The organism is Pseudomonas sp. LB3P14, assembly GCF_054898045.1.
The window spans coordinates 4,730,414-4,751,790 of sequence record NZ_CM142714.1 but is presented as its reverse complement, the minus strand read 5'-3'; the positions used below and the strand labels follow the sequence as shown (position 1 = coordinate 4,751,790).

The following is a 21,377-nucleotide window of genomic DNA, read 5'->3' as shown; positions in this document are numbered from 1 at the left end:
GCCAGCAGGCTGGCTCCCACATTGGAATGCATTTCCCTGTGGGAGCCAGCCTGCTGGCGATAGTGATTTCAGCGGCTCAGATACATCTGAGTCGTAAGCAAATAGACCGGCAACCCCGACACCAAAATCAACAGTGCCGCATAAGGCGCCGCCGCCGCAAACTCCACATTCGCGGTATGCGCCCAGACTTCCGTCGCCAGCGTATTGAGCCCGGTAGGGCTCAGCAGCAACGTCGCCGTCAGCTCCTTCATCGCATCCAGAAACACCAGCGCAAACGCCGCACCGAGTGCTGGAAAGATGATCGGCAGCGTCACCCGGCAAAACGCACTGAAGGACGACGCCCCCAGCGTGCGTGCCGCTTCTTCCAATTGCGGCGCAGCCTTGTTCAGTGCCGTGCGAATCGGTGCCTGGGCCAGCGGCAGAAACAGCAGCGCATAAGCGATCAGCAACAAGGCCGAGGTCTGGTACAGCGCCGGCACATAGTGCAGGGCGAAATACACAAGCGTCAGTGCGATCACCAGTCCTGGCAGTGCGTGCAGCAGATACGGCAGGCGCTCGGCCCAGATTGCCAGTTGACCCTTATAGCGAACCACCAACAGCCCAACCGGCACAGCCAGCACCAGGCACAGTGCTGCACCACCGAGGGAGAGTGCCAGTGACGACAACAGCGCTTCGCTGATCGCCGCCACGGGGAAGGCGGCCGAGGAACCTACTGCTAGCCAGTACACCAACATGCCCAGCGGAATGCCGCTGCCGATAATCGCCAGCGCCAGACAATAAACCTGCCCAACCGCCGACCACGGTCCCAGGCGAACCTGCTCCGCACGCCGCGCCGCGCCTTGCCCGGTGCGCACATGCCGGCCCTTGCCGCGCACCCGCAGCTCAAGCCAAAGCAGCACCAGGCACAGCGCCAGCAATACTGCCGAAAGCATTGCTGCGTTGGCGTTACTGAATTCGAGCTCGAACTGTTGATAGATCGCGGTTGTGAAGGTCTGCAGGCCGATGATCGACAGTGCGCCGAACTCCACCAGCATGTGCAGGGCGATCAGCAGCGAACCGGCCAGCAACGAAGGCCAGAGTAGCGGCAGGGTGATCCTGAAGAACACGCCCCAGCGATTCTGCCCAAGGGTTCGTGCGGACTCCTCGAGAGAGGGATCAAGATTGCGCAGGGTCGCCGCGACCGGCAGAAATATCAGCGGATACTTGGACAGGGTCATCACCAGGATTGCCCCGCCGAGCCCTTCGAAGTGAGCGCTCAACGAGACCCAGGTAAAACTGCTGACAAATGCCGGCACCGCGAACGGCAAGCACAGAATTACGCCCCACACGCGTCGCCCCGGCAGATTGCTGCGTTCCAGCAGCCACGCCAGCGACAGGCCGATCACGCCACAGGCCAGCGTCACACCGACCATCAATGCCAAGGTATTGCGCAGCAGCCCGAACACATAAGGCCGCCAAAGCAGGTGCAGTGCCTCGGCCCAACCGGCCTGCCAAGTCTTGAGCCCGACATACACCAGCGGCAAGAGGCTGAGCACTACCAGCAGTAAAACCGGCAGCAACAACCAGATTGATGGCCGCTTGCGCCGTGGCACGTAACCCCCGCGTGAGGCGGGGGCGGATAACGATGCGCTCATCAGTTCAAGCCAACGTCACGTTCCAGGTCCAGGGCTTCTTCGGCATTGCCAAGATCGGCTGGCGTGACCTTCGGTGCCTCAAGTTCGCTGAACGGCTTGAGTCCGCGATCCGATTTCATGCCTTTGTGCAGAGGGTACTCGGCGGTGGTCTGGGTGATCACGCGCTGACCTTCTTCGCTGGCCATATAGGCGAGGAATTGCTGGGCTTCTTTTGGATGCTTGCTGGATTTCAGCACAGCCGCACTGGAAACGGTGATCAGCCCGCCGACGTCGCCGCCGGTGAAGTAATGCAGTTTCGAATCGAGCTGGCCTTTCTCACGCTGCAAGGCGAACCAGTAGTAGTTGTTCACCAGTACGGTGGCGACTTCGCCGTTTTCCACCGCCTTCAGCGCAACCATGTTGTTGCTGTAAGTCTTGCCGAAGGCGCGCAGGCCGGTCAGCCATTCTTCCGCAGCGTCCAAGCCGTGCACTTTGATGATTGCCACGGCCTGTTCCTGGAAGGCGCCGCTAGTAGGCACGAAGCCGACCTTGCCTTGCCATTTCGGGTCAGAGAACTCCATCACCGACTTGGGCAGATCCTTCTCGTCAATCAGCTTGGGGTTGTAGGCGACGACGCGGACTCGCGCGGTGATGCCAATCCAGGTGCCATTGCCAGCGACATAGTCTTTCGGCAGAACGGCGAGGGTGGCGGCATCGGTCTGGGCCAGCAGGCCTTGTTCACCGAGTTTGTTCAGTGGGGGCGACTCTTCGGTATAGATCACGTCGGCGGGGGAGCGATCACCTTCTTCGACGACCTGGCTGGCGAGCTGATTGCTGCTGCCTTTACGCACATTGACGTGAATGCCGGACTTGGCTTCGAAGGCTTTGGCGATTGCGTCGCCGACTTCCTTGTGTTGACCGTTATAGAGTGTCAGGGAAACGGCATCGGCGGCCTGGGTGAGGGGAGTAGCGAGTGCCAGGCCGAGCAGGGTGAAGGTCAGGCCGCGGCGCAGGGTATTTCGAAACATCATTCGCAGGGTTCCTCACTGTCGCATTGCAAAAACTTGAAACAATGATAAACGATATTGTTTCTCAAGTGCGCCTTGCGGGGCTGGCGGAGGTTTACTAGAGCGGCTCGCTGTAACTTTTCAAACCCCGGAAACGCAAAAACCCGCTTTCGCGGGTTTCTGTGAAATTCAAGATCGGGATCTTGAATTTGAATTGGTGCCCAGAAGAAGACTCGAACTTCCACGACCTTGCGGTCACCAGCACCTGAAGCTGGCGTGTCTACCAATTTCACCATCTGGGCATAATCGCGAGCGTTGCCGCTGTTGATGTGGCGCACTATACGGAGAGCTTTTTGATCTGTAAACCCCTGATTTAGTATTAATAAATCAGAAGCTTAGAATGCAAAAAACCCGCTTTCGCGGGTTTTTGTGTGAGCCTTGAAATTGATCTAATCTCAAGCTCGAAATTGGTGCCCAGAAGAAGACTCGAACTTCCACGACCTTGCGGTCACCAGCACCTGAAGCTGGCGTGTCTACCAATTTCACCATCTGGGCAGTATCGACAACGTCTCCGTCGTCGATGGCGCGCACTATACGGAGCGTCTTTTTAACTGTAAACCCCTGACATCAAAAAAACCTGGAAAATTTTACCGGCGGCCTTCAAATCAGCTTTGCAGTGTCGATAAAGGGCTTTAGATGGGCTGTCATAGCCTGAAATTTCCCGTTTCATTACGCCTATGCCAAACTAACCCGCATATAGACAAGGTGAAAACTCTCTAATGGCCGATTGGCAGTCCCTCGATCCCGAGGCCGCTCGTGAAGCGGAAAAATATGAAAACCCTATTCCTAGCCGCGAACTGATCCTTCAGCACCTTGCTGATCGGGGTTCGCCTGCTAACCGCGAGCAACTGGTCGAAGAGTTTGGTCTGACCACAGAAGACCAGATCGAAGCCCTGCGTCGCCGTCTGCGCGCCATGGAGCGCGACGCTCAACTCATCTATACCCGTCGCGGCACCTATGCGCCGGTGGACAAGCTCGACCTGATCCTGGGCCGCATCAGCGGTCACCGTGACGGCTTCGGCTTCCTGGTTCCGGACGACGGCAGTGACGACCTGTTCATGAGTCCGGCGCAAATGCGTCTGGTGTTCGATGGCGACCGCGCGCTGGCCCGTGTTTCCGGCCTCGACCGTCGCGGTCGCCGCGAAGGCATGATCGTCGAAGTAGTCTCCCGTGCCCACGAGACCATCGTTGGCCGCTACTTTGAAGAGGGCGGTATTGGTTTCGTCGTTGCGGACAATCCGAAGATCCAGCAAGAAGTGCTGGTCACGCCGGGCCGTAACGCCAACGCCCAGATCGGTCAGTTCGTCGAAGTGAAGATCACTCACTGGCCGACGCCACGCTTCCAGCCGCAAGGCGACGTGGTCGAAGTCGTGGGCAACTACATGGCGCCGGGCATGGAAATCGATGTCGCCCTGCGCACCTACGATATTCCTCACGTCTGGCCTGAGGCTGTGCTGAAAGAAGCCGCCAAGCTCAAGCCTGAAGTCGAAGAGAAAGACAAAGAGAAGCGCATCGACCTGCGCCATCTGCCGTTCGTGACCATCGACGGTGAAGATGCTCGCGACTTCGATGATGCGGTCTACTGCGAAGCCAAGCCGGGCAAACTGCGCCTGTTCTCCGGCGGCTGGAAGTTGTACGTGGCCATTGCCGACGTCTCCAGCTACGTGAAGATCGGTTCGGCGCTGGACAATGAATCTCAGGTTCGCGGTAACTCGGTGTACTTCCCTGAGCGCGTGGTGCCGATGCTGCCTGAGCAACTGTCCAACGGCCTGTGCTCGCTGAACCCTCACGTCGATCGCCTGGCCATGGTTTGCGAGATGACCATCTCCAAATCCGGCGAGATGACCGACTACTGCTTCTACGAAGCGGTGATTCACTCCCACGCTCGCCTGACCTACAACAAGGTCAGCGCCATGCTGGAAACGCCGAAAATCACCGAGGCTCGTCAGCTTCGTGGCGAGTACAACGACGTTCTGCCGCACCTCAAGCAGCTGTACTCGCTGTACAAGGTGTTGCTGGCGGCCCGTCACGTGCGTGGCGCAATCGATTTCGAAACGCAGGAAACCCGTATCATCTTCGGGACCGAGCGCAAGATTGCCGAGATCCGTCCGACCGTTCGTAACGATGCGCACAAGCTGATCGAGGAATGCATGCTGGCGGCCAACGTGGCCACCGCCGAGTTCCTGAAAAAGCACGAAATCCCCGCGCTGTATCGCGTCCACGATGGTCCGCCACCGGAGCGTCTGGAAAAACTGCGCGCTTTCCTTGGTGAGCTCGGCCTGTCCCTGCACAAAGGCAAGGACGGCCCGTCGCCGAAGGATTACCAGGCACTGTTGGCAAGCATCAAGGATCGTCCGGATTTCCATCTGATCCAGACCGTCATGCTGCGTTCGTTGAGCCAGGCCGTGTATAGCGCCGATAACCAGGGCCACTTCGGCCTGAATTACGAAGCCTATACCCACTTCACCTCGCCGATCCGCCGCTACCCGGACTTGCTCACGCACCGGGCGATTCGCAGCGTCATCCATTCGAAAATGGACACACCGCACGTTCGCCGTGCTGGCGCGATGACCATTCCGAAAGCGCGCATCTATCCATACGACGAAGCGATCCTGGAACAGCTTGGCGAGCAGTGCTCGATGAGCGAGCGCCGTGCCGACGAAGCGACCCGCGACGTCGTGAACTGGCTCAAGTGCGAGTTCATGAAGGATCGCGTGGGCGAGTCGTTCCCGGGCGTGATCACTGCCGTGACCGGTTTTGGTCTGTTCGTCGAATTGACCGACATTTACGTCGAAGGCCTGGTGCACGTCACCGCGCTGCCGGGCGATTACTACCACTTCGACCCTGTGCACCACCGCCTGGCCGGTGAGCGGACCGGTCGCAGCTTCCGTCTCGGCGATACCGTTGAAGTGCGCGTCATGCGCGTCGACCTCGACGAGCGCAAGATCGACTTCGAGATGGCTGAAAAAACCATCAGTGCGCCGATTGGTCGCAAGAAGCGCGGAACTGAAAAGACCGAACCTGCCGCCAAGACGGCCGCTAAAACCGCGGCAGAACCGGCACCGGCGAAAACCGGTCGTCGTCCGGCCAAGGAAAAAGCTGTCGAAGCCTATCGTCCAAGCGATGCCGCGGCGAAAAACGCCGAGCTGCGCAAAAGCCGTGAATTGAAGCAGGCGTTGTTGTCTGAAGCGAAAAGCGGCGGTAAAGCGGCGTCTGGGGGAAAGACCGGGCGGTCGGCGCCTGACAAGGCCCCCGGCGGCAAGCCAGCCAAACCGAGCAAACACCGTAAAGGCCCGCCAAAAGCGGGTTCCGCTCCTGCTGCCAAAAGTGGCGGGGCGCGTAAACCTAAGGCCAAGTCATGAGTCAGTTGGAAAAGATCTACGGCGTGCACGCTGTAGAAGCGTTGCTGCGTCACCACCCGAAACGCGTCAAGCAGATCTGGCTGGCTGAAGGCCGCAGTGATCCGCGGGTCCAGACGCTGATCGAGCTGGCGAACGAAAATCGCGTAGCCGTTGGCAACGCCGAGCGTCGCGAGCTGGATGCCTGGGTCGAAGGCGTGCACCAGGGCGTGGTCGCGGAGGTGAGTCCGAGCCAGGTCTGGGGCGAAGCAATGCTCGACGAGCTGCTCGATCGCACCGAAGGCGCGCCGCTGCTGCTGGTGCTCGACGGCGTGACCGATCCGCACAACCTCGGTGCCTGCCTGCGTTCTGCCGATGCGGCGGGTGCATTGGCGGTGATCGTTCCGAAGGACAAGTCAGCCACGCTGACCCCGACGGTGCGGAAAGTCGCCTGTGGCGCGGCGGAAGTGATTCCGTTGGTCGCCGTAACCAACCTGGCGCGCACCCTGGAAAAACTCAAGCAGCGTGGCTTGTGGGTCGTCGGTACGGCGGGCGAGGCTGAGCAGGACCTGTATCAGCAAGACCTGACTGGTCCGACCATCCTGATCATGGGCGCGGAAGGCAGCGGCATGCGTCGCCTGACGCGCGATCTTTGCGACTACCTGGTGCGCCTGCCGATGGCGGGCAGCGTCAGCAGTCTCAACGTTTCCGTGGCGACTGGGGTGTGCCTGTTCGAGGCCTTGCGTCAGCGCGGCGTCAAAGCTGCCGGAACCGCCAAAAAGTCCTGACACCCTCCTTGTAGGAGCTGTCGAGTGAAACGAGGCTGCGATCTTTTGACTTTGATTTTTTAAGATCAAAAGATCGCAGCCTCGTTTCACTCGACAGCTCCTACAGGTTCTCGGCTTGTGATTGAGTGATTGTTCAAATAATCACCAATTGCCTTGCGCCTCTTCTGTCCCTTCTCTACAATTGCGCCCCTTGCTGTGACGGCAGGCACGCATGTGTCTATCGCAAGCAAGTCCATAAGTGTCATTCACTCCTTGTCTGACCGCTTTTGAGCGGCAGGCTACAACCCGTAAGGAGCATTCATGCGTCATTACGAAATCATCTTTTTGGTCCACCCGGATCAAAGCGAGCAAGTCGGCGGCATGGTAGAGCGTTACACCAAGCTGATCGAAGAAGACGGCGGCAAAATCCACCGTCTGGAAGATTGGGGCCGTCGTCAACTGGCCTACGCAATCAACAATGTTCACAAGGCTCACTACGTGATGCTGAACGTTGAGTGCACTGGCAAGGCCCTGGCCGAGCTGGAAGACAACTTCCGCTACAACGATGCAGTGATCCGTAACCTGGTCATCCGTCGCGAAGAAGCCGTTACCGGCCAATCCGAGATGCTCAAGGCTGAAGAAAACCGCAGTGAGCGCCGTGAGCGTCGCGACCGTCCTGAGCACGAAGGCGCTGAAAGCGCTGACAGTGATGACAGCGACAACAGCGATAACGCTGACGAGTAATCCACGGACCTTTTGAGGAGCCTATTACATGGCACGTTTCTTCCGTCGTCGTAAATTCTGCCGCTTCACCGCTGAAGACGTGAAAGAGATCGATTACAAAGATCTCAACACTCTGAAAGCTTATGTATCCGAGACCGGCAAAATCGTTCCAAGCCGTATCACCGGTACCAAAGCACGTTATCAGCGTCAGCTGGCCACCGCTATCAAGCGCGCCCGCTTCCTGGCCCTGCTGGCCTACACCGACAGCCACGGCCGCTGAGACCGGGCAGTCGACACGTAGCAAAGGATTGAATGCATGCGCGCCTTAGCTGAGTTCATCATGCGCGGCCGTATGCAGGCCACTCTCGTAGTGGCCGGATGCGCAACATTGCCGTTGTTGTATTGGTTGGGTGCTGCCGCTGGTTGCCTTGTGCTCCTGCGGCGCGGATTGAAGGACGCCATTGGTGTTCTTGCTCTGGGACTGCTGCCGGCGTTGATCTGGTGGCTTTACTCCGACGACCCACGGGCACTTCTGGTGCTGCTGGGGTCTTGGAGCCTTGCGTTGGTTTTGCGCGCAAGCGAGTCCTGGAGCCGCGTGCTGCTGGTCAGCATAGCGATGGGAGTGGTGTTTTCAGTGGTGCTGGGGACGGCTTTTGGTCCTCAGATCGAGATGCTGGCGCAGGCTTTGATAAAAGTCATGCCGTCGCTACTCGGTGAGGTCTACCAAAAGTTGTCGGTAGACGAGCAAGCGCATTTTGCGTCCCTGATTGCACCGGTCCTGACCGGCCTGATTGCGGCCTTGTTGCAAATCGTCAGTGTGCTGAGCCTGATTGTCGGGCGCTACTGGCAGGCGTTGTTGTACAACCCGGGTGGTTTTGGTCGCGAGTTTCGCGCCATCCGATTCCCGCTTTTGCCGGCGATGTTGCTGCTGGCGTGCATGCTTCTGGGGCCGAATATCGGTCCACAGATGGCCATGTTGACGCCGTTGTGCAGTGTACCGCTGGTTTTCGCCGGGCTAGCCCTGATTCACGGGCTGGTGGCGCAAAAGCGACTGGCCAGATTCTGGCTGGTGGGGTTGTACGTGACGCTGTTGCTGTTCATGCAGCTGATCTATCCGTTGCTGGTGGTCTTGGCCATCGTCGACAGCCTGATTGATTTTCGCGGTCGTTCGACGCCGAAAGACGTCGATAGCGCGAACGGTGAAGGTTAAAAGTTAAGAGGATTTTCACATGCAACTGATCCTTCTGGAAAAAGTCACCAACCTGGGCAACCTGGGTGACAAAGTGAACGTTAAGGCTGGTTACGGTCGTAACTACCTGCTGCCTTACGGCAAAGCTACCGCTGCGACCGCTGCCAACCTGGCTGCGTTCGAAGAGCGTCGCGCTGAGCTGGAAAAAGCCGCAGCAGATCGTAAAACTTCGGCTGAAAACCGCGCTGCCCAACTGGCTGAGCTGGAAGTGACTATCACTGCCACTGCTGGTGACGAAGGCAAGCTGTTCGGTTCGATCGGTACTCACGACATCGCTGATGCACTGACCGCCTCTGGCGTTGAAGTTGCAAAAAGCGAAGTTCGTCTGCCGAACGGCACCATCCGCAACGTAGGCGAATTCGACGTAGCCGTGCACCTGCACGCCGAAGTTGAAGCCACCGTACGCGTTGTCGTGGTAGCAGCTTAAGCAGCACTTGTCGGCTGGCACCCTTGGGTGCTTGCCGGTAACATCGGGCACGATCCTGTTTACAGGTCGTGCCCTTTGTCTTTCTGCAGTTCCTGATTTTCACAACCCTTATTCAACAAGTGGCCATGAACGATATCTCCGCTCCCGAGCAATACGATCTGCAAACCGCTGCCCTGAAGGTGCCGCCGCATTCCATCGAGGCCGAACAGGCTGTGCTCGGTGGTCTGATGCTGGACAACAACGCCTGGGAACGCGTGTTGGATCAAGTCTCGGACGGCGATTTCTATCGGCATGACCACCGTTTGATCTTCCGCGCGATCGCCAAGCTCGCCGACCAGAACTCCCCGATCGACGTCGTGACCCTTGCCGAGCAATTGGACAAGGAAGGTCAGACCTCGCAAGTCGGTGGCCTCGGTTACCTGGGTGAGCTGGCGAAAAACACGCCGTCCGTCGCCAACATCAAGGCCTATGCGCAGATCGTCCGTGCACGGGCAACGTTGCGGCAGTTGATCGGCATCGCCACCGAAATCGCCGACAGCGCCTTCAACCCGGAAGGCCGCTCGGCTGAAGAGATTCTCGACGAAGCCGAACGGCAGATTTTCCAGATCGCCGAGGCCCGGCCAAAAACCGGCGGCCCGGTGAGCGTGAATGACCTGTTGACCAAGGCCATCGACCGTATCGATACGCTGTTCAACACTGACAACGCGATTACGGGCCTCTCCACCGGTTATACCGATCTCGACGGCATGACCAGCGGCTTGCAGCCGTCCGACCTGATCATCGTCGCCGGCCGTCCGTCCATGGGTAAAACCACCTTTGCGATGAACCTGGTGGAAAACGCCGTATTACGCAGCGACAAGTGTGTACTGGTTTACTCGCTGGAGATGCCAGGCGAATCGCTGATCATGCGTATGTTGTCGTCCCTCGGTCGGATCGACCAGACCAAGGTCCGGGCCGGTCGCCTCGACGACGACGATTGGCCGCGCCTGACCTCGGCGGTCAATTTGCTCAACGACCGCAAGCTGTTCATCGACGATACGGCCGGTATCAGCCCGTCGGAGATGCGTGCGCGGACCCGACGCCTGGTGCGTGAGCACGGCGATGTGGGCCTGATCATGATCGACTACCTGCAATTGATGCAGATCCCGGGGTCGAGCGGCGACAACCGGACCAACGAGATTTCTGAAATCTCCCGTTCCTTGAAGGCCCTGGCCAAGGAATTCAACTGCCCGGTGGTGGCGCTGTCCCAGCTCAACCGCTCCCTGGAGCAACGACCGAACAAACGCCCGATCAACTCCGACTTGCGGGAATCCGGAGCGATCGAGCAGGATGCTGACGTGATCATGTTCGTGTACCGGGACGAGGTTTACCACCCGGAAACCGAGCACAAAGGCATCGCCGAGATCATCATCGGCAAGCAGCGGAACGGCCCGATCGGTACGTCACGACTGGCGTTCATCGGTAAGTACACCCGCTTCGAAAACCTGGCGCCGGGCAGCTATAACTTCGACGACGAGTAAATTATTCGGCGTCTGGTCGGACCTCTTCGCGGGCAAGCCTCGCTCCTACAGGTCACGTGTCGTTCGCGGAATCGTGATTCGACAAAAAACCTGTAGGAGCGAGGCTTGCCCGCGAATGAGGCGACACCAATTTCCGACCATAGCCGTCGGAATTGGTTATTTTTTGTGCTATATTCCGCGCCCGCGATTTTTCATCTCAACACCGGTCATCGTCATGCAAACAGCCAAGCCGTTATTTGACTATCCCAAGTACTGGGCCGAATGTTTCGGCCCAGCGCCATTCCTGCCGATGAGCAGGGAGGAGATGGATCAGCTTGGCTGGGATTCCTGCGACATCATCATCGTCACCGGTGATGCGTACGTTGACCATCCGTCGTTTGGCATGGCGATCATCGGCCGGCTGCTGGAGTCTCAGGGCTTTCGCGTCGGGATCATCGCTCAGCCAAACTGGCAGTCCAAAGACGACTTCATGAAGCTCGGCGAGCCGAACCTGTTCTTCGGCGTCGCGGCCGGCAACATGGACTCGATGATCAATCGCTACACCGCCGACAAGAAAATCCGTTCCGACGACGCCTATACCCCGGGTGGTCTGGCGGGCAAACGTCCGGACCGTGCGAGCCTGGTTTACAGCCAGCGCTGCAAGGAAGCCTACAAAAACGTGCCGATCGTTCTCGGTGGCATCGAAGCGTCCCTGCGCCGCATCGCCCATTACGATTACTGGCAGGACCGGGTGCGCAACTCGATCCTGATCGACGCCTGCGCCGACATCCTGCTCTACGGCAACGCCGAGCGTGCGATCGTCGAAGTCGCCCAACGTCTGTCTTACGGTCACAAGATCGAAGACATCACCGACGTTCGCGGTACCGCGTTCATCCGTCGCGATACGCCGAAAGACTGGTACGAAGTCGATTCCACGCGCATCGACCGTCCGGGCAAGATCGACAAGATCATCAACCCGTACGTCAACACTCAGGACACCCAAGCCTGCGCCATCGAGCAGGAAAAGGGTCCGGTTGAAGATCCGAGCGAAGCCAAGGTCGTGCAGATCCTGGCCAGCCCGAAGATGACGCGCGACAAGACGGTGATCCGTCTGCCATCGGTTGAGAAAGTCCGTGGCGACGCGGTCCTTTATGCTCACGCCAACCGCGTGCTTCACCTTGAAACCAACCCGGGCAACGCCCGTGCACTGGTTCAGAAGCACGGCGAAGTCGACGTCTGGTTCAACCCGCCTCCGATTCCGATGACCACTGAAGAAATGGACTACGTGTTCGGCATGCCTTACGCACGTATCCCGCACCCGGCGTACGGCAAGGAAAAGATCCCTGCCTACGACATGATCCGTTTCTCGGTGAACATCATGCGTGGCTGCTTCGGCGGCTGCACCTTCTGCTCGATCACCGAGCACGAAGGCCGGATCATCCAGAACCGTTCCGAAGAGTCGATCATTCGCGAAATCGAAGAGATTCGCGACAAGGTTCCAGGCTTCACCGGCGTCATTTCCGACCTCGGCGGCCCGACCGCGAACATGTACCGCATCGCCTGCAAGACCCCGGAAATCGAATCCGCGTGCCGCAAGCCTTCGTGCGTATTCCCCGGCATTTGCCCGAACCTGAACACCGACCACTCGTCGTTGATCCAGCTGTATCGCAGCGCTCGTGCCTTGCCGGGGGTGAAGAAGATTTTGATCGCGTCTGGCCTGCGTTACGACCTCGCAGTCGAGTCGCCGGAATACGTCAAGGAGCTGGTGACCCACCACGTCGGTGGTTACCTGAAGATCGCCCCGGAACACACCGAGGAAGGTCCGCTCAACCAAATGATGAAGCCGGGCATTGGCAGCTATGACAAGTTCAAGCGCATGTTCGAGAAGTACTCCAAGGAAGCCGGGAAAGAGCAGTACCTGATTCCGTACTTCATCGCCGCTCACCCGGGCACCACCGACGAAGACATGATGAACCTGGCCTTGTGGCTCAAGGGCAACGGCTTCCGTGCCGACCAGGTGCAGGCGTTCTACCCGTCGCCGATGGCCACCGCCACCGCGATGTACCACTCGGGCAAGAACCCGCTGCGTAAGGTCACTTACAAGAGCGACGCCGTGACCATCGTCAAGAGCGAAGAGCAGCGCCGTCTGCACAAAGCGTTCTTGCGCTATCACGACCCGAAAGGCTGGCCGATGCTGCGTGAAGCGCTGACCCGCATGGGCCGCGCCGACCTGATCGGGCCGGGCAAGAATCAGTTGATCCCGCTGCACCAGCCGGCGACCGACAGCTACCAGAGCGCCCGTCGCAAGAACTCGACACCCGCCGGCAGCCATAAAGTGGCAGGGGAAAAGACCACCAAGATCCTGACCCAACACACCGGCCTGCCACCGCGTGCCAGCGATGGCGGCAACCCGTGGGACAAGCGTGAACAGGCCAAGGCTGCGGCATTCGCCCGCAACCAGCAGGCGGCCAAGGACCGTAAGGATGCGGCCAAAGGCAAAGGGCCGAAGCCTGCGCGTAAGCCGGTTGTACCGCGCTAAACGCTGACCGCTGATAACAGAACGCCAACCTTCGGGTTGGCGTGATCGTTCCCACGCTCTGCGTGGGAATGCCTCAAGGGACGCTCCGCGTCCAGTGACGCGGAGCGTCACGGGCTGCATTCCCACGCGGGAGCGTGGGAACGATCAAACGATCTAGGGACGGCGCAACATTTCCGTGCAACTCCTCCAAACCAATTTCCCGCATCGCCCGATTTTGGTGCTGTACTGCCTCAAGCAACCGGAGAAAGCGCCAGCGCTGCGCGATGGCATAAGTCTTGCGCGCTTTCCAATACGCTTAAGGCTCGCAGGAGGCACGCCGTGTCGATCCATGTCGCATTGCACCACGTCACGCATTACCGCTACGACCGCGCCGTCGAGCTCGGTCCGCAGATCGTTCGTCTGCGCCCGGCGGCCCACAGTCGCACGCGGATACTTTCCTACGCGCTGAAAGTCTCTCCCGAGCAGCACTTCATCAACTGGCAGCAGGACCCCCAGGGCAATTACCTGGCGCGGTTGGTGTTCCCGGAGAAAACCGATGAACTGCGGATCGAAGTCGATCTGCTGGCGGAGATGGCGGTCTTCAATCCTTTTGACTTCTTCCTTGAGCCCTACGCGGAAAAGATCCCTTTCGCCTACGCCGTGGATGAGCGCAAGGAGCTGGCGCCCTACCTGGAAACTTTGCCCCTGACGCCAAAGTTCAAGGCTTACCTGGACGGTATCGACCGCACGCCGCTGCCCAGCGTCGATTTCCTCGTCGCGCTCAATCAGCGCCTGAGCGAAGACATCGGCTACCTGATCCGCATGGAGCCGGGCGTGCAAACGCCCGAACACACCCTCGAACAGGCTTCCGGTTCCTGCCGCGACTCGGCATGGCTCTTGGTGCAACTGCTGCGAAACCTCGGTCTGGCGGCGCGTTTCGTTTCCGGTTACCTGATCCAGCTCACCGCTGACGTTAAAAGCCTCGACGGCCCGTCGGGCACTGACGTGGACTTCACCGACCTGCACGCCTGGTGCGAAGTCTATTTGCCCGGTGCTGGCTGGATCGGCCTGGACGCGACGTCAGGGCTGTTTGCCGGCGAAGGACATATTCCGTTGGCCTGTAGCCCTGATCCGGGCTCTGCGGCACCGATCAGTGGCTTGGTTGAACCGTGCGAGTGCGAATTCACCCACGAAATGTCGGTGGAGCGGATTTGGGAAGCACCGCGGGTGACAAAGCCCTACACCGAAGACCAGTGGCTGGCGATCCAGGCCTTGGGTCGGCAGATCGATGCCGACCTGCTCGAGGGTGACGTGCGCCTGACCATGGGCGGCGAACCGACCTTCGTCTCCATCGATGATCCGGACGGCGCCGAATGGAACACCGCTGCGCTCGGGCCGGACAAGCGGCGCCTGTCCGCCGAATTGTTCCAGCGCATGCGTAAGCACTACGCGCCAAAGGGACTGGTGCATTTCGGTCAGGGCAAGTGGTACCCCGGCGAGCAATTGCCGCGCTGGTCGCTGAACTGTTATTGGCGCCGCGACGATGTGCCGATCTGGCACAACAGCGCGCTGATTGCCGATGAGCAGCAAGACTACGGGGCCAATGGTGAGTTGGCCGGGCGTTTTCTGGCGAGTGTCGCCGAGCGCCTGAAAATTCCCACACGGTTTGTATTTCCGGCCTACGAAGACAATTTCTATTACCTCTGGCGCGAAGGCGCTTTGCCGCAGAACGTCAGCGCCGAAGACTCACGTCTGGAAGAGCCTTTGGAGCGTGCGCGCCTGCGTAAAGTCTTCAGCCAGGGCCTGGACAAGGTCATCGGTCAGGTCCTGCCGCTGGCGCGCACCGCCAAGGGTGATCAATGGCAGAGTGGTCGATGGTATCTGCGCGATGAGCATTGCCGACTGGTACCGGGGGACTCGCCGCTGGGCTATCGCTTGCCGCTCGGCTCGCAGCCTTGGGTGAAAGCGGCGGAGTACCCCTTTATTCATCCTGTGGACCCGAATCAGGATTTCCCCGCGCTGCCCGACACTGCGCAACTTCAGAGCCAAGGCGAGCCAGCGGTTGCTGATGAACGCACGCCAAAGATCGACGAATCTGCCGACTGGCTGACACGTACTGCCTTCTGCGCGGAAGCACGAGAAGGGCGGTTGTACCTGTTCATGCCGCCGCTGGAGCGGGTCGAGGACTACCTCGAACTGGTCAGCGCCATTGAAGCCACCGCCGAGGAATTGCATTGCCCGGTGTTGCTTGAAGGCTATGAGCCGCCGAGCGATCCGCGCCTGAGCAACTTCCGCATCACGCCCGACCCAGGTGTGATCGAGGTCAACGTGCAGCCGTCTGCCACGTGGGATGAACTGGTCGAGCGCACCGAATTTCTTTACGAAGAAGCGCGCCAGACCCGACTCACCACCGAGAAATTCATGATCGATGGCCGGCATACCGGCACCGGCGGCGGTAACCATTTCGTGCTGGGAGGCGCGACTCCGGCTGACTCACCGTTTCTGCGCCGTCCGGATTTGCTGCGCAGCCTGATCAGCTACTGGCATAACCACCCATCCTTGTCCTACCTGTTTTCGGGATTATTCATCGGCCCGACGTCTCAGGCGCCACGGGTCGACGAAGCACGCAACGATGCGTTGTATGAACTGGAAATCGCCTTCGCCCAGATGCCTGAGCCGGGTGAGGAGTGCGCTCCGTGGTTGGTGGATCGGCTGCTGCGTAACCTGCTGATCGACGTGACCGGCAACACCCATCGTGCCGAGTTTTGCATCGACAAACTGTATTCACCTGACGGTGCTACCGGTCGCCTTGGATTGCTCGAATTGCGCGCGTTTGAAATGCCGCCCCATGCGCGCATGAGCCTGGCTCAGCAATTGTTGCTGCGGGCGCTGGTGGCTCGGTTCTGGCGCGAGCCTTATGCGCCGCCGAAACTGGCGCGCTGGGGCACTGAGCTGCACGATCGTTTCCTGTTGCCGCATTTCATCGAACAGGATTTCGCCGACGTTATCGTCGACCTTAATGCCGCCGGTTATCCCGTACGGGCGGAGTGGTTTGCGGCGCATCTGGAGTTTCGTTTCCCCAAGGTCGGCGATTACGCGGTCAGCGGCATAGAACTGCAATTGCGCCAGGCGCTGGAGCCTTGGCATGTGCTGGGAGAGGAGGGCGCGGTCGGCGGCACGGTGCGTTACGTGGATTCGTCACTTGAACGCTTGCAGGTCAAACTCATTGGCCTGCCACCACAGCGTTACGTGCTGACCTGCAACGGCATTGCGGTGCCATTGCAACCCACCGGACGGGTTGGCGAATTTGTGGCTGGCGTACGATTTCGTGCCTGGCAACCGGCCAACTGCCTGCAACCGACCATCCCGGTCCATGCGCCGCTGGTGTTCGACCTGCTCGACACCTGGATGCAGCGCTCGCTGGGTGGTTGTCAGTACCACGTTGCCCATCCGGGCGGGCGCAACTATGACAGCTTGCCGGTGAACGCCAATGAGGCGGAGAGCCGCCGAATGGCGCGTTTCTTCCGCATCGGACATACGCCGGGGAAACTTCCTATACCCAATATGGAAATTAACGACGAGCTGCCGATGACTCTCGATTTACGACGTTTCTAAACCGTACGCGACGCTCGGATTTTTCGTATATCCGGGCGTCATGAGCCTGCGTTAGTCTGACCGTTCTTTGCTGTCTGCCGAGCTTTCCATGCCTGACCTGCTTGACCGCTACCCGCTGACGGCGGGCACTTATCACGAACTGCTCGACGACAGCGGCGCGGTGCGCCCGCATTGGCGTCGGTTGTTCGACCAATTGCAGCGCAGCACACCAACACAATTGGTGCAGCGTCAGGCCCTGCTGGCCCGGCAGATCCAGGAAAACGGCGTGACCTATAACGTCTACGCCGATCCCAAGGGGGCCGATCGGCCGTGGGAGCTCGATCTGCTACCGCACGTGATCGCTGCTGATGAATGGCAGCAGTTATCGGCCGGGATCGCTCAGCGGGCACGCTTGCTCAATGCTGTGCTGGCAGATTTATATGGCCCGCAACGGTTGATCGCCGAGGGGCTGCTGCCGGCTGAACTGGTTTTCGGTCACAACAACTTCCTCTGGCCCTGTCAGGGCATCACGCCGCCCGACGGGGCTTTTCTGCATCTGTATGCGGTGGATCTGGCGCGTACACCTGACGGTCGCTGGTGGGTCACGGCAGACCGGACTCAAGCGCCATCCGGTGCCGGTTACGCGTTGGAAAACCGCACCATCGTGTCCCGGGCCTTTCCCGAGTTGTACCGCGATTTGAAGGTGCAGCACCTGGCCGGGTTCTTCCGCACGCTTCAGGAAACCCTGGCCCGTCAGGCGCCGAGCGATGACGAAGCGCCGCTGATCGTGCTGCTGACCCCGGGACGTTTCAACGAAAGCTATTTCGAACACCTCTATCTGGCGCGCCAGCTCGGTTATCCACTGGTGGAGGGCGGTGACCTGACGGTGCGCGACGCTACGGTCTACCTGAAAACCCTGAGCGGATTGCGCCGGGTCCACGCGATCATGCGGCGGCTCGACGATGACTTCTGCGACCCGCTTGAACTGCGCACCGACTCGGCCCTTGGTGTGCCGGGGCTGCTGGAGGCGGTACGCCAAGGGCGAGTGCTGGTGGCCAATGCCCTCGGCAGCGGCGTGCTGGAGTCGCCGGGATTGTTGGGCTTCCTGCCGAGGATCAATAAATTCCTGTTCGGCGAAGAATTGATCCTGCCCTCCATCGCAACCTGGTGGTGCGGTGAAGCGCCGGTGCTGGCTCAGGCCCTGGAAAAATTGCCGGAGTTGTTGATCAAACCGGCCTTCCCGTCGCAAAGCTTCGCTCCGGTGTTTGGTCGCGATTTGAGTGAAAAACAGCGTCAGGCACTGGCCGAGCGCATGCAGGCCCGGCCTTACGCCTATGTCGCGCAAGAATTGGCTCAGCTCTCTCAAGCCCCGATCTGGCAGGCTGAAGAGGGTCATCTGCAACCCCGGGCCATCGGCATGCGCGTGTACGCGGTGGCCAGCCGTGAGGGTTATCGGGTTCTGCCCGGCGGCCTCACCCGCGTTGCCGCCGAGGCTGACGCCGAAGTGGTGTCGATGCAGCGCGGTGGCGCGAGCAAAGACACCTGGGTGTTGGGCGATCGCCCGCCGAGCGGTGAGCAATGGAAAACCCAGCGTACGATCGGTGTGCACGACCTGGTAAGACGCGATCCGTATCTGCCGTCCCGGGTGGTGGAAAATCTGTTCTGGTTCGGGCGTTACTGCGAGCGCTGTGATGACAGTGCGCGGTTATTGCGGATCATGCTGGCGCGTTATGTCGATGGCGATGACCCGCAAGCCCTGGAGGCGGCGGTGGATCTGGGCGAACGGTTGATGTTGTTGCCCGATGAAGGCGAGTTGCCGGAGCGTTTACTGGCGGCATTGCTCGGCGATGACTGGCCGTTCAGCCTGCGCTCCAACCTGCAACGTCTGCAGTGGGCGGCCTCGCAAGTGCGCGGCAAGCTCTCGCGGGAAAACTGGCAGGCGCTGGTGGAGTTGCAGCGAGAGGCCATGGAGCTGGAAACCGAAGAGCCGGATTTCGGCGAATTGCTGGATTTCCTTAACCGTCTGGTGATGTCCCTGGCGGCGTTATCCGGTTTCGCCCTCGACGACATGACCCGGGACGAAGGCTGGCGCTTCCTGATGATCGGCCGCCGGATCGAACGTCTGCAATTTCTCAGCGCCAGCCTGGCGGCATTTTTGCGCGGTGCTGGTGCTTTCGATCAGGCCGGACTGGAATGGCTGCTGGAGCTGGGCAATAGCAGCATCACTTACCGTTCGCGGTATCTGGCGGTGGCGCAACTGATTCCGGTGCTCGACCTGTTGCTGCTCGACGAGCAGAACCCCCACGCCGTGCTGTTCCAGTTGAAACTGGTGACTCGTACCTTGAAACGCTTGAATGACGACTTCGGCGTGCCTCGCGAAGCGGGGTTGCCACAGTTGGTGGAACGCTTGGCACAGTTCGATCTGGGATGCCTGGAGAACCCGCTGTTTGGCGAAGCCAGCGTTCGGGCGGCCATTGAGGGTCTGGCCGATCTGTTGCAAGAAATCGCCGATGCCAGCGGGCAAGTGTCGGATCGTCTGGCCTTGCGCCATTTCGCCCATGTCGATGACGTCAGCCAGCGCACGGTGTCCGTCTGATGAGCGCCCACTACCAGATTCTCCACGACACCCATTATCACTACGACAGCCCGGTCTCTCTGGCTCAGCAGCTCGCGCACCTGTGGCCGCGGGCGTGTGCCTGGCAGCGTTGCACCAAGCAGCAACTGCAGATCAGTCCCGACCCGACTTCGCGCCGCGATGAACTGGATGTGTTCGGCAATCCGCTGACCCGGTTGGCGTTCGAGCGGCCGCACGATGAATTGCTGGTCAATGCCCAGCTCATCGTCGAAGTGCTGGCCCGGCCGGCGCTGGATTTCAATCAATCCCCCGCGTGGGAAGAAACCCGCAACGCGCTGACCTACAGCAGTCAGCCGCTTTCCCCGCAATTGCTGGAAGCGTGTCGTTACCGGTTCGAATCGCCCTATGTGCATTTGAAGCACAACTTCGTCGAGTTCTCGCAAAGCTGCTTTCCACCGGGGCGGCCACTGATGCTGGGTGTTCAGGCACTGATGGAGAAAATCTTCAGCGAGTTCACTTTCGATGCCGAAGCGACTCAGGTGGCGACGCCGCTGGTGGAAGTGCTGGAGCGCCGGCGCGGCGTTTGTCAGGACTTCGCTCACCTGATGCTCGCTTGCGTACGCTCCCGTGGGTTGGCGGCCCGTTACATCAGCGGCTACTTGCTGACCCAGCCACCACCGGGCCAGCCACGACTGATCGGCGCCGATGCTTCACATGCCTGGGTTTCAGTGTTTTGCCCGGTGCTCGGCTGGGTGGATTTCGACCCGACCAACAACGTGCGACCAGCACTGGAACACATCACTTTGGCCTGGGGCCGGGATTTCTCCGATGTATCGCCGTTGCGTGGGGTCATTCTTGGGGGCGGTAATCACGACCCGGAAGTCCGCGTCACCGTGATGCCCCTGGAGTAATAAAGAACCCATGTGGGAGCGAGCCTGCTCGCGAAAGCGGTGTATCAGTTACATCAATGTTGAATGGCACACCGCTTTCGCGAGCAGGCTCGCTCCCACAGGGGGCTGTGCAAGTCAGTTCTGGATGGGGTTTTTCAGATTGGACTGTGAGGGTCAGCAGCGTGACTGCTGACCCTGGACACAGATCCGGTGGGCCTGATCAGATCATCTGGCCCTGAGGGTCTCAGGCGTCGGGCGCCTGATCTTTCGGTGCTTCAGTTTCGTCTGTAGCCACTTCGCCTTCGGCATCCGGGTTCAGTGCTGCTGCTTCTTCTTCAGCTGTAGCTTTCTTGCGCTGAAGCTTTTCCTCTTTCTTCTGCTCCTTGGCCAAGTCTCTCTGACGTTTGGCGAAGGAATAATTAGGTTTAGCCATGGGCGATCCTCTGGGGTCGAAGGTGAGGTTGAGCGGCGCATATTCTGCCCTGTATCGATGCCGAGCCGTTAGCTGGGTTTTTGCTCGGCCCATTTTGGCGGTACCGAGGGTTGCCAGGCGTCCAGTGCATCGAGCAGGGTTTGCGGCGATTCGCTCATTTGCAGCATGTCACGGTGCGGTTCGCGAACGAAGCCTTCGCCGACGATATGATCGAGAAAATCCGTCAATTTGCGATAGAAACCGTTCACTTCCAGCAGCCCCAGCGGTTTGCCGTGGTAACCGAGCTGGCCCCAGGTCCAGACTTCGAACAGTTCTTCCAGCGTGCCCAGACCGCCGGGCAGGGCGATAAAGGCGTCACTGAGCTCGGCCATCCGCGCCTTGCGCGCATGCATGCCGTCGACCACTTCCAGGCGAGTCAGGCCGCTGTGGCCGATTTCTTTGTCTTTGAGGCTTTGCGGAATGATTCCGATCACTTCACCACCGGCCGCCAGCGCAGCATCGGCGACGATTCCCATCAGCCCGACGGCACCGCCGCCATAGACCAGGGTCAGCTTGCGCTCGGCCAATGCTCGCCCCAGGGCGACAGCCGCTTCACGATAAGCAGGGTTGGTGCCAGTGCTGGCACCGCAAAATACACAAACGGACGCTAAAGACATGCCTTACTCCATGGTCAGTATGGCCACA

The 21,377-nt window shown here is 59.8% G+C and carries 15 protein-coding genes and 2 tRNA genes; 11 read left to right on the top strand and 6 right to left on the bottom strand.

What is annotated here, in order from left to right; all coding sequences use genetic code 11:
- Positions 1-68: 68 nt before the first annotated feature.
- The 4 genes from ACYZT5_RS21790 to ACYZT5_RS21775 form a co-directional block, all read right to left on the bottom strand.
- The gene (locus ACYZT5_RS21790) at positions 69-1,634 is read right to left on the bottom strand and encodes an ABC transporter permease (RefSeq protein ID WP_462047353.1); all 1,566 of its coding nucleotides are present in this window, start codon (positions 1,632-1,634) and stop codon (positions 69-71) included.
- Positions 1,634-2,644, bottom strand: coding sequence for an extracellular solute-binding protein (locus ACYZT5_RS21785; protein WP_462047352.1), 1,011 nt, complete (start codon positions 2,642-2,644; stop codon positions 1,634-1,636). Before ACYZT5_RS21785 ends, ACYZT5_RS21790 begins: the two co-directional genes overlap by 1 nt.
- A gap of 191 nt (positions 2,645-2,835) precedes the next feature.
- Positions 2,836-2,922 (bottom strand) — tRNA-Leu (locus ACYZT5_RS21780).
- Between the two features lie 166 nt (positions 2,923-3,088).
- A tRNA-Leu gene (locus tag ACYZT5_RS21775) sits at positions 3,089-3,175 on the bottom strand.
- A 224-nt stretch (positions 3,176-3,399) separates the two neighbouring features.
- Here ACYZT5_RS21775 and rnr point away from each other — a divergent pair.
- From rnr to ACYZT5_RS21720, 11 genes are all read left to right on the top strand, one after another.
- Positions 3,400-6,042 (top strand): ribonuclease R, encoded by a 2,643-nt coding sequence (gene rnr, locus ACYZT5_RS21770; RefSeq protein ID WP_462047351.1) that lies wholly within the window; start codon positions 3,400-3,402, stop codon positions 6,040-6,042.
- Positions 6,039-6,806: a 23S rRNA (guanosine(2251)-2'-O)-methyltransferase RlmB gene (gene rlmB / locus ACYZT5_RS21765; RefSeq protein ID WP_462047350.1), complete on the top strand. Its 768-nt coding sequence runs from the start codon at positions 6,039-6,041 to the stop codon at positions 6,804-6,806. Before rnr ends, rlmB begins: the two co-directional genes overlap by 4 nt.
- 300 nt (positions 6,807-7,106) lie before the next feature.
- Positions 7,107-7,529, top strand: a complete 423-nt coding sequence (rpsF, locus tag ACYZT5_RS21760; RefSeq protein WP_003217491.1) for a 30S ribosomal protein S6 — start codon at positions 7,107-7,109, stop codon at positions 7,527-7,529.
- A 28-nt stretch (positions 7,530-7,557) separates the two neighbouring features.
- The gene (gene rpsR / locus ACYZT5_RS21755) at positions 7,558-7,788 is read left to right on the top strand and encodes a 30S ribosomal protein S18 (protein WP_002551829.1); all 231 of its coding nucleotides are present in this window, start codon (positions 7,558-7,560) and stop codon (positions 7,786-7,788) included.
- A gap of 36 nt (positions 7,789-7,824) precedes the next feature.
- Complete coding sequence (locus ACYZT5_RS21750; protein ID WP_462047349.1) at positions 7,825-8,718, top strand: hypothetical protein; 894 nt, start codon at positions 7,825-7,827, stop codon at positions 8,716-8,718.
- A gap of 19 nt (positions 8,719-8,737) precedes the next feature.
- Entirely contained in the window at positions 8,738-9,184 is a 447-nt protein-coding gene (rplI, locus tag ACYZT5_RS21745) for a 50S ribosomal protein L9 (RefSeq protein ID WP_008157007.1), read from the top strand.
- A gap of 125 nt (positions 9,185-9,309) precedes the next feature.
- The gene (gene dnaB, locus ACYZT5_RS21740; protein ID WP_462047348.1) at positions 9,310-10,704 is read left to right on the top strand and encodes a replicative DNA helicase; all 1,395 of its coding nucleotides are present in this window, start codon (positions 9,310-9,312) and stop codon (positions 10,702-10,704) included.
- A gap of 214 nt (positions 10,705-10,918) precedes the next feature.
- A complete protein-coding gene (locus ACYZT5_RS21735; protein WP_033055554.1) occupies positions 10,919-13,222 on the top strand; it encodes a YgiQ family radical SAM protein in 2,304 nt (767 codons plus the stop codon).
- 318 nt (positions 13,223-13,540) lie between these two features.
- Positions 13,541-16,816 carry a transglutaminase family protein gene (locus ACYZT5_RS21730; RefSeq protein ID WP_462047347.1) on the top strand — a complete coding sequence of 1,092 codons (3,276 nt, stop codon included), beginning with the start codon at positions 13,541-13,543 and terminating at the stop codon, positions 16,814-16,816.
- Positions 16,817-16,904: 88 nt separating this feature from the next.
- Entirely contained in the window at positions 16,905-19,391 is a 2,487-nt protein-coding gene (locus ACYZT5_RS21725; protein ID WP_462047346.1) for a circularly permuted type 2 ATP-grasp protein, read from the top strand.
- Positions 19,391-20,281 (top strand): transglutaminase family protein, encoded by an 891-nt coding sequence (locus ACYZT5_RS21720; protein WP_462047345.1) that lies wholly within the window; start codon positions 19,391-19,393, stop codon positions 20,279-20,281. The genes ACYZT5_RS21725 and ACYZT5_RS21720 overlap by 1 nt, the downstream gene beginning before the upstream one ends.
- Positions 20,282-20,504: 223 nt before the next feature.
- On the opposite strand, the gene ACYZT5_RS21715 is transcribed toward ACYZT5_RS21720, so the two are convergent.
- Together ACYZT5_RS21715 and ACYZT5_RS21710 are read right to left on the bottom strand one after the other, a co-directional pair.
- Positions 20,505-20,693, bottom strand: coding sequence for a hypothetical protein (locus ACYZT5_RS21715; RefSeq protein ID WP_007947526.1), 189 nt, complete (start codon positions 20,691-20,693; stop codon positions 20,505-20,507).
- A 68-nt stretch (positions 20,694-20,761) separates the two neighbouring features.
- A complete protein-coding gene (locus ACYZT5_RS21710; RefSeq protein ID WP_462047344.1) occupies positions 20,762-21,349 on the bottom strand; it encodes an LOG family protein in 588 nt (195 codons plus the stop codon).
- Between the last annotated feature and the right edge of the window lie 28 nt (positions 21,350-21,377).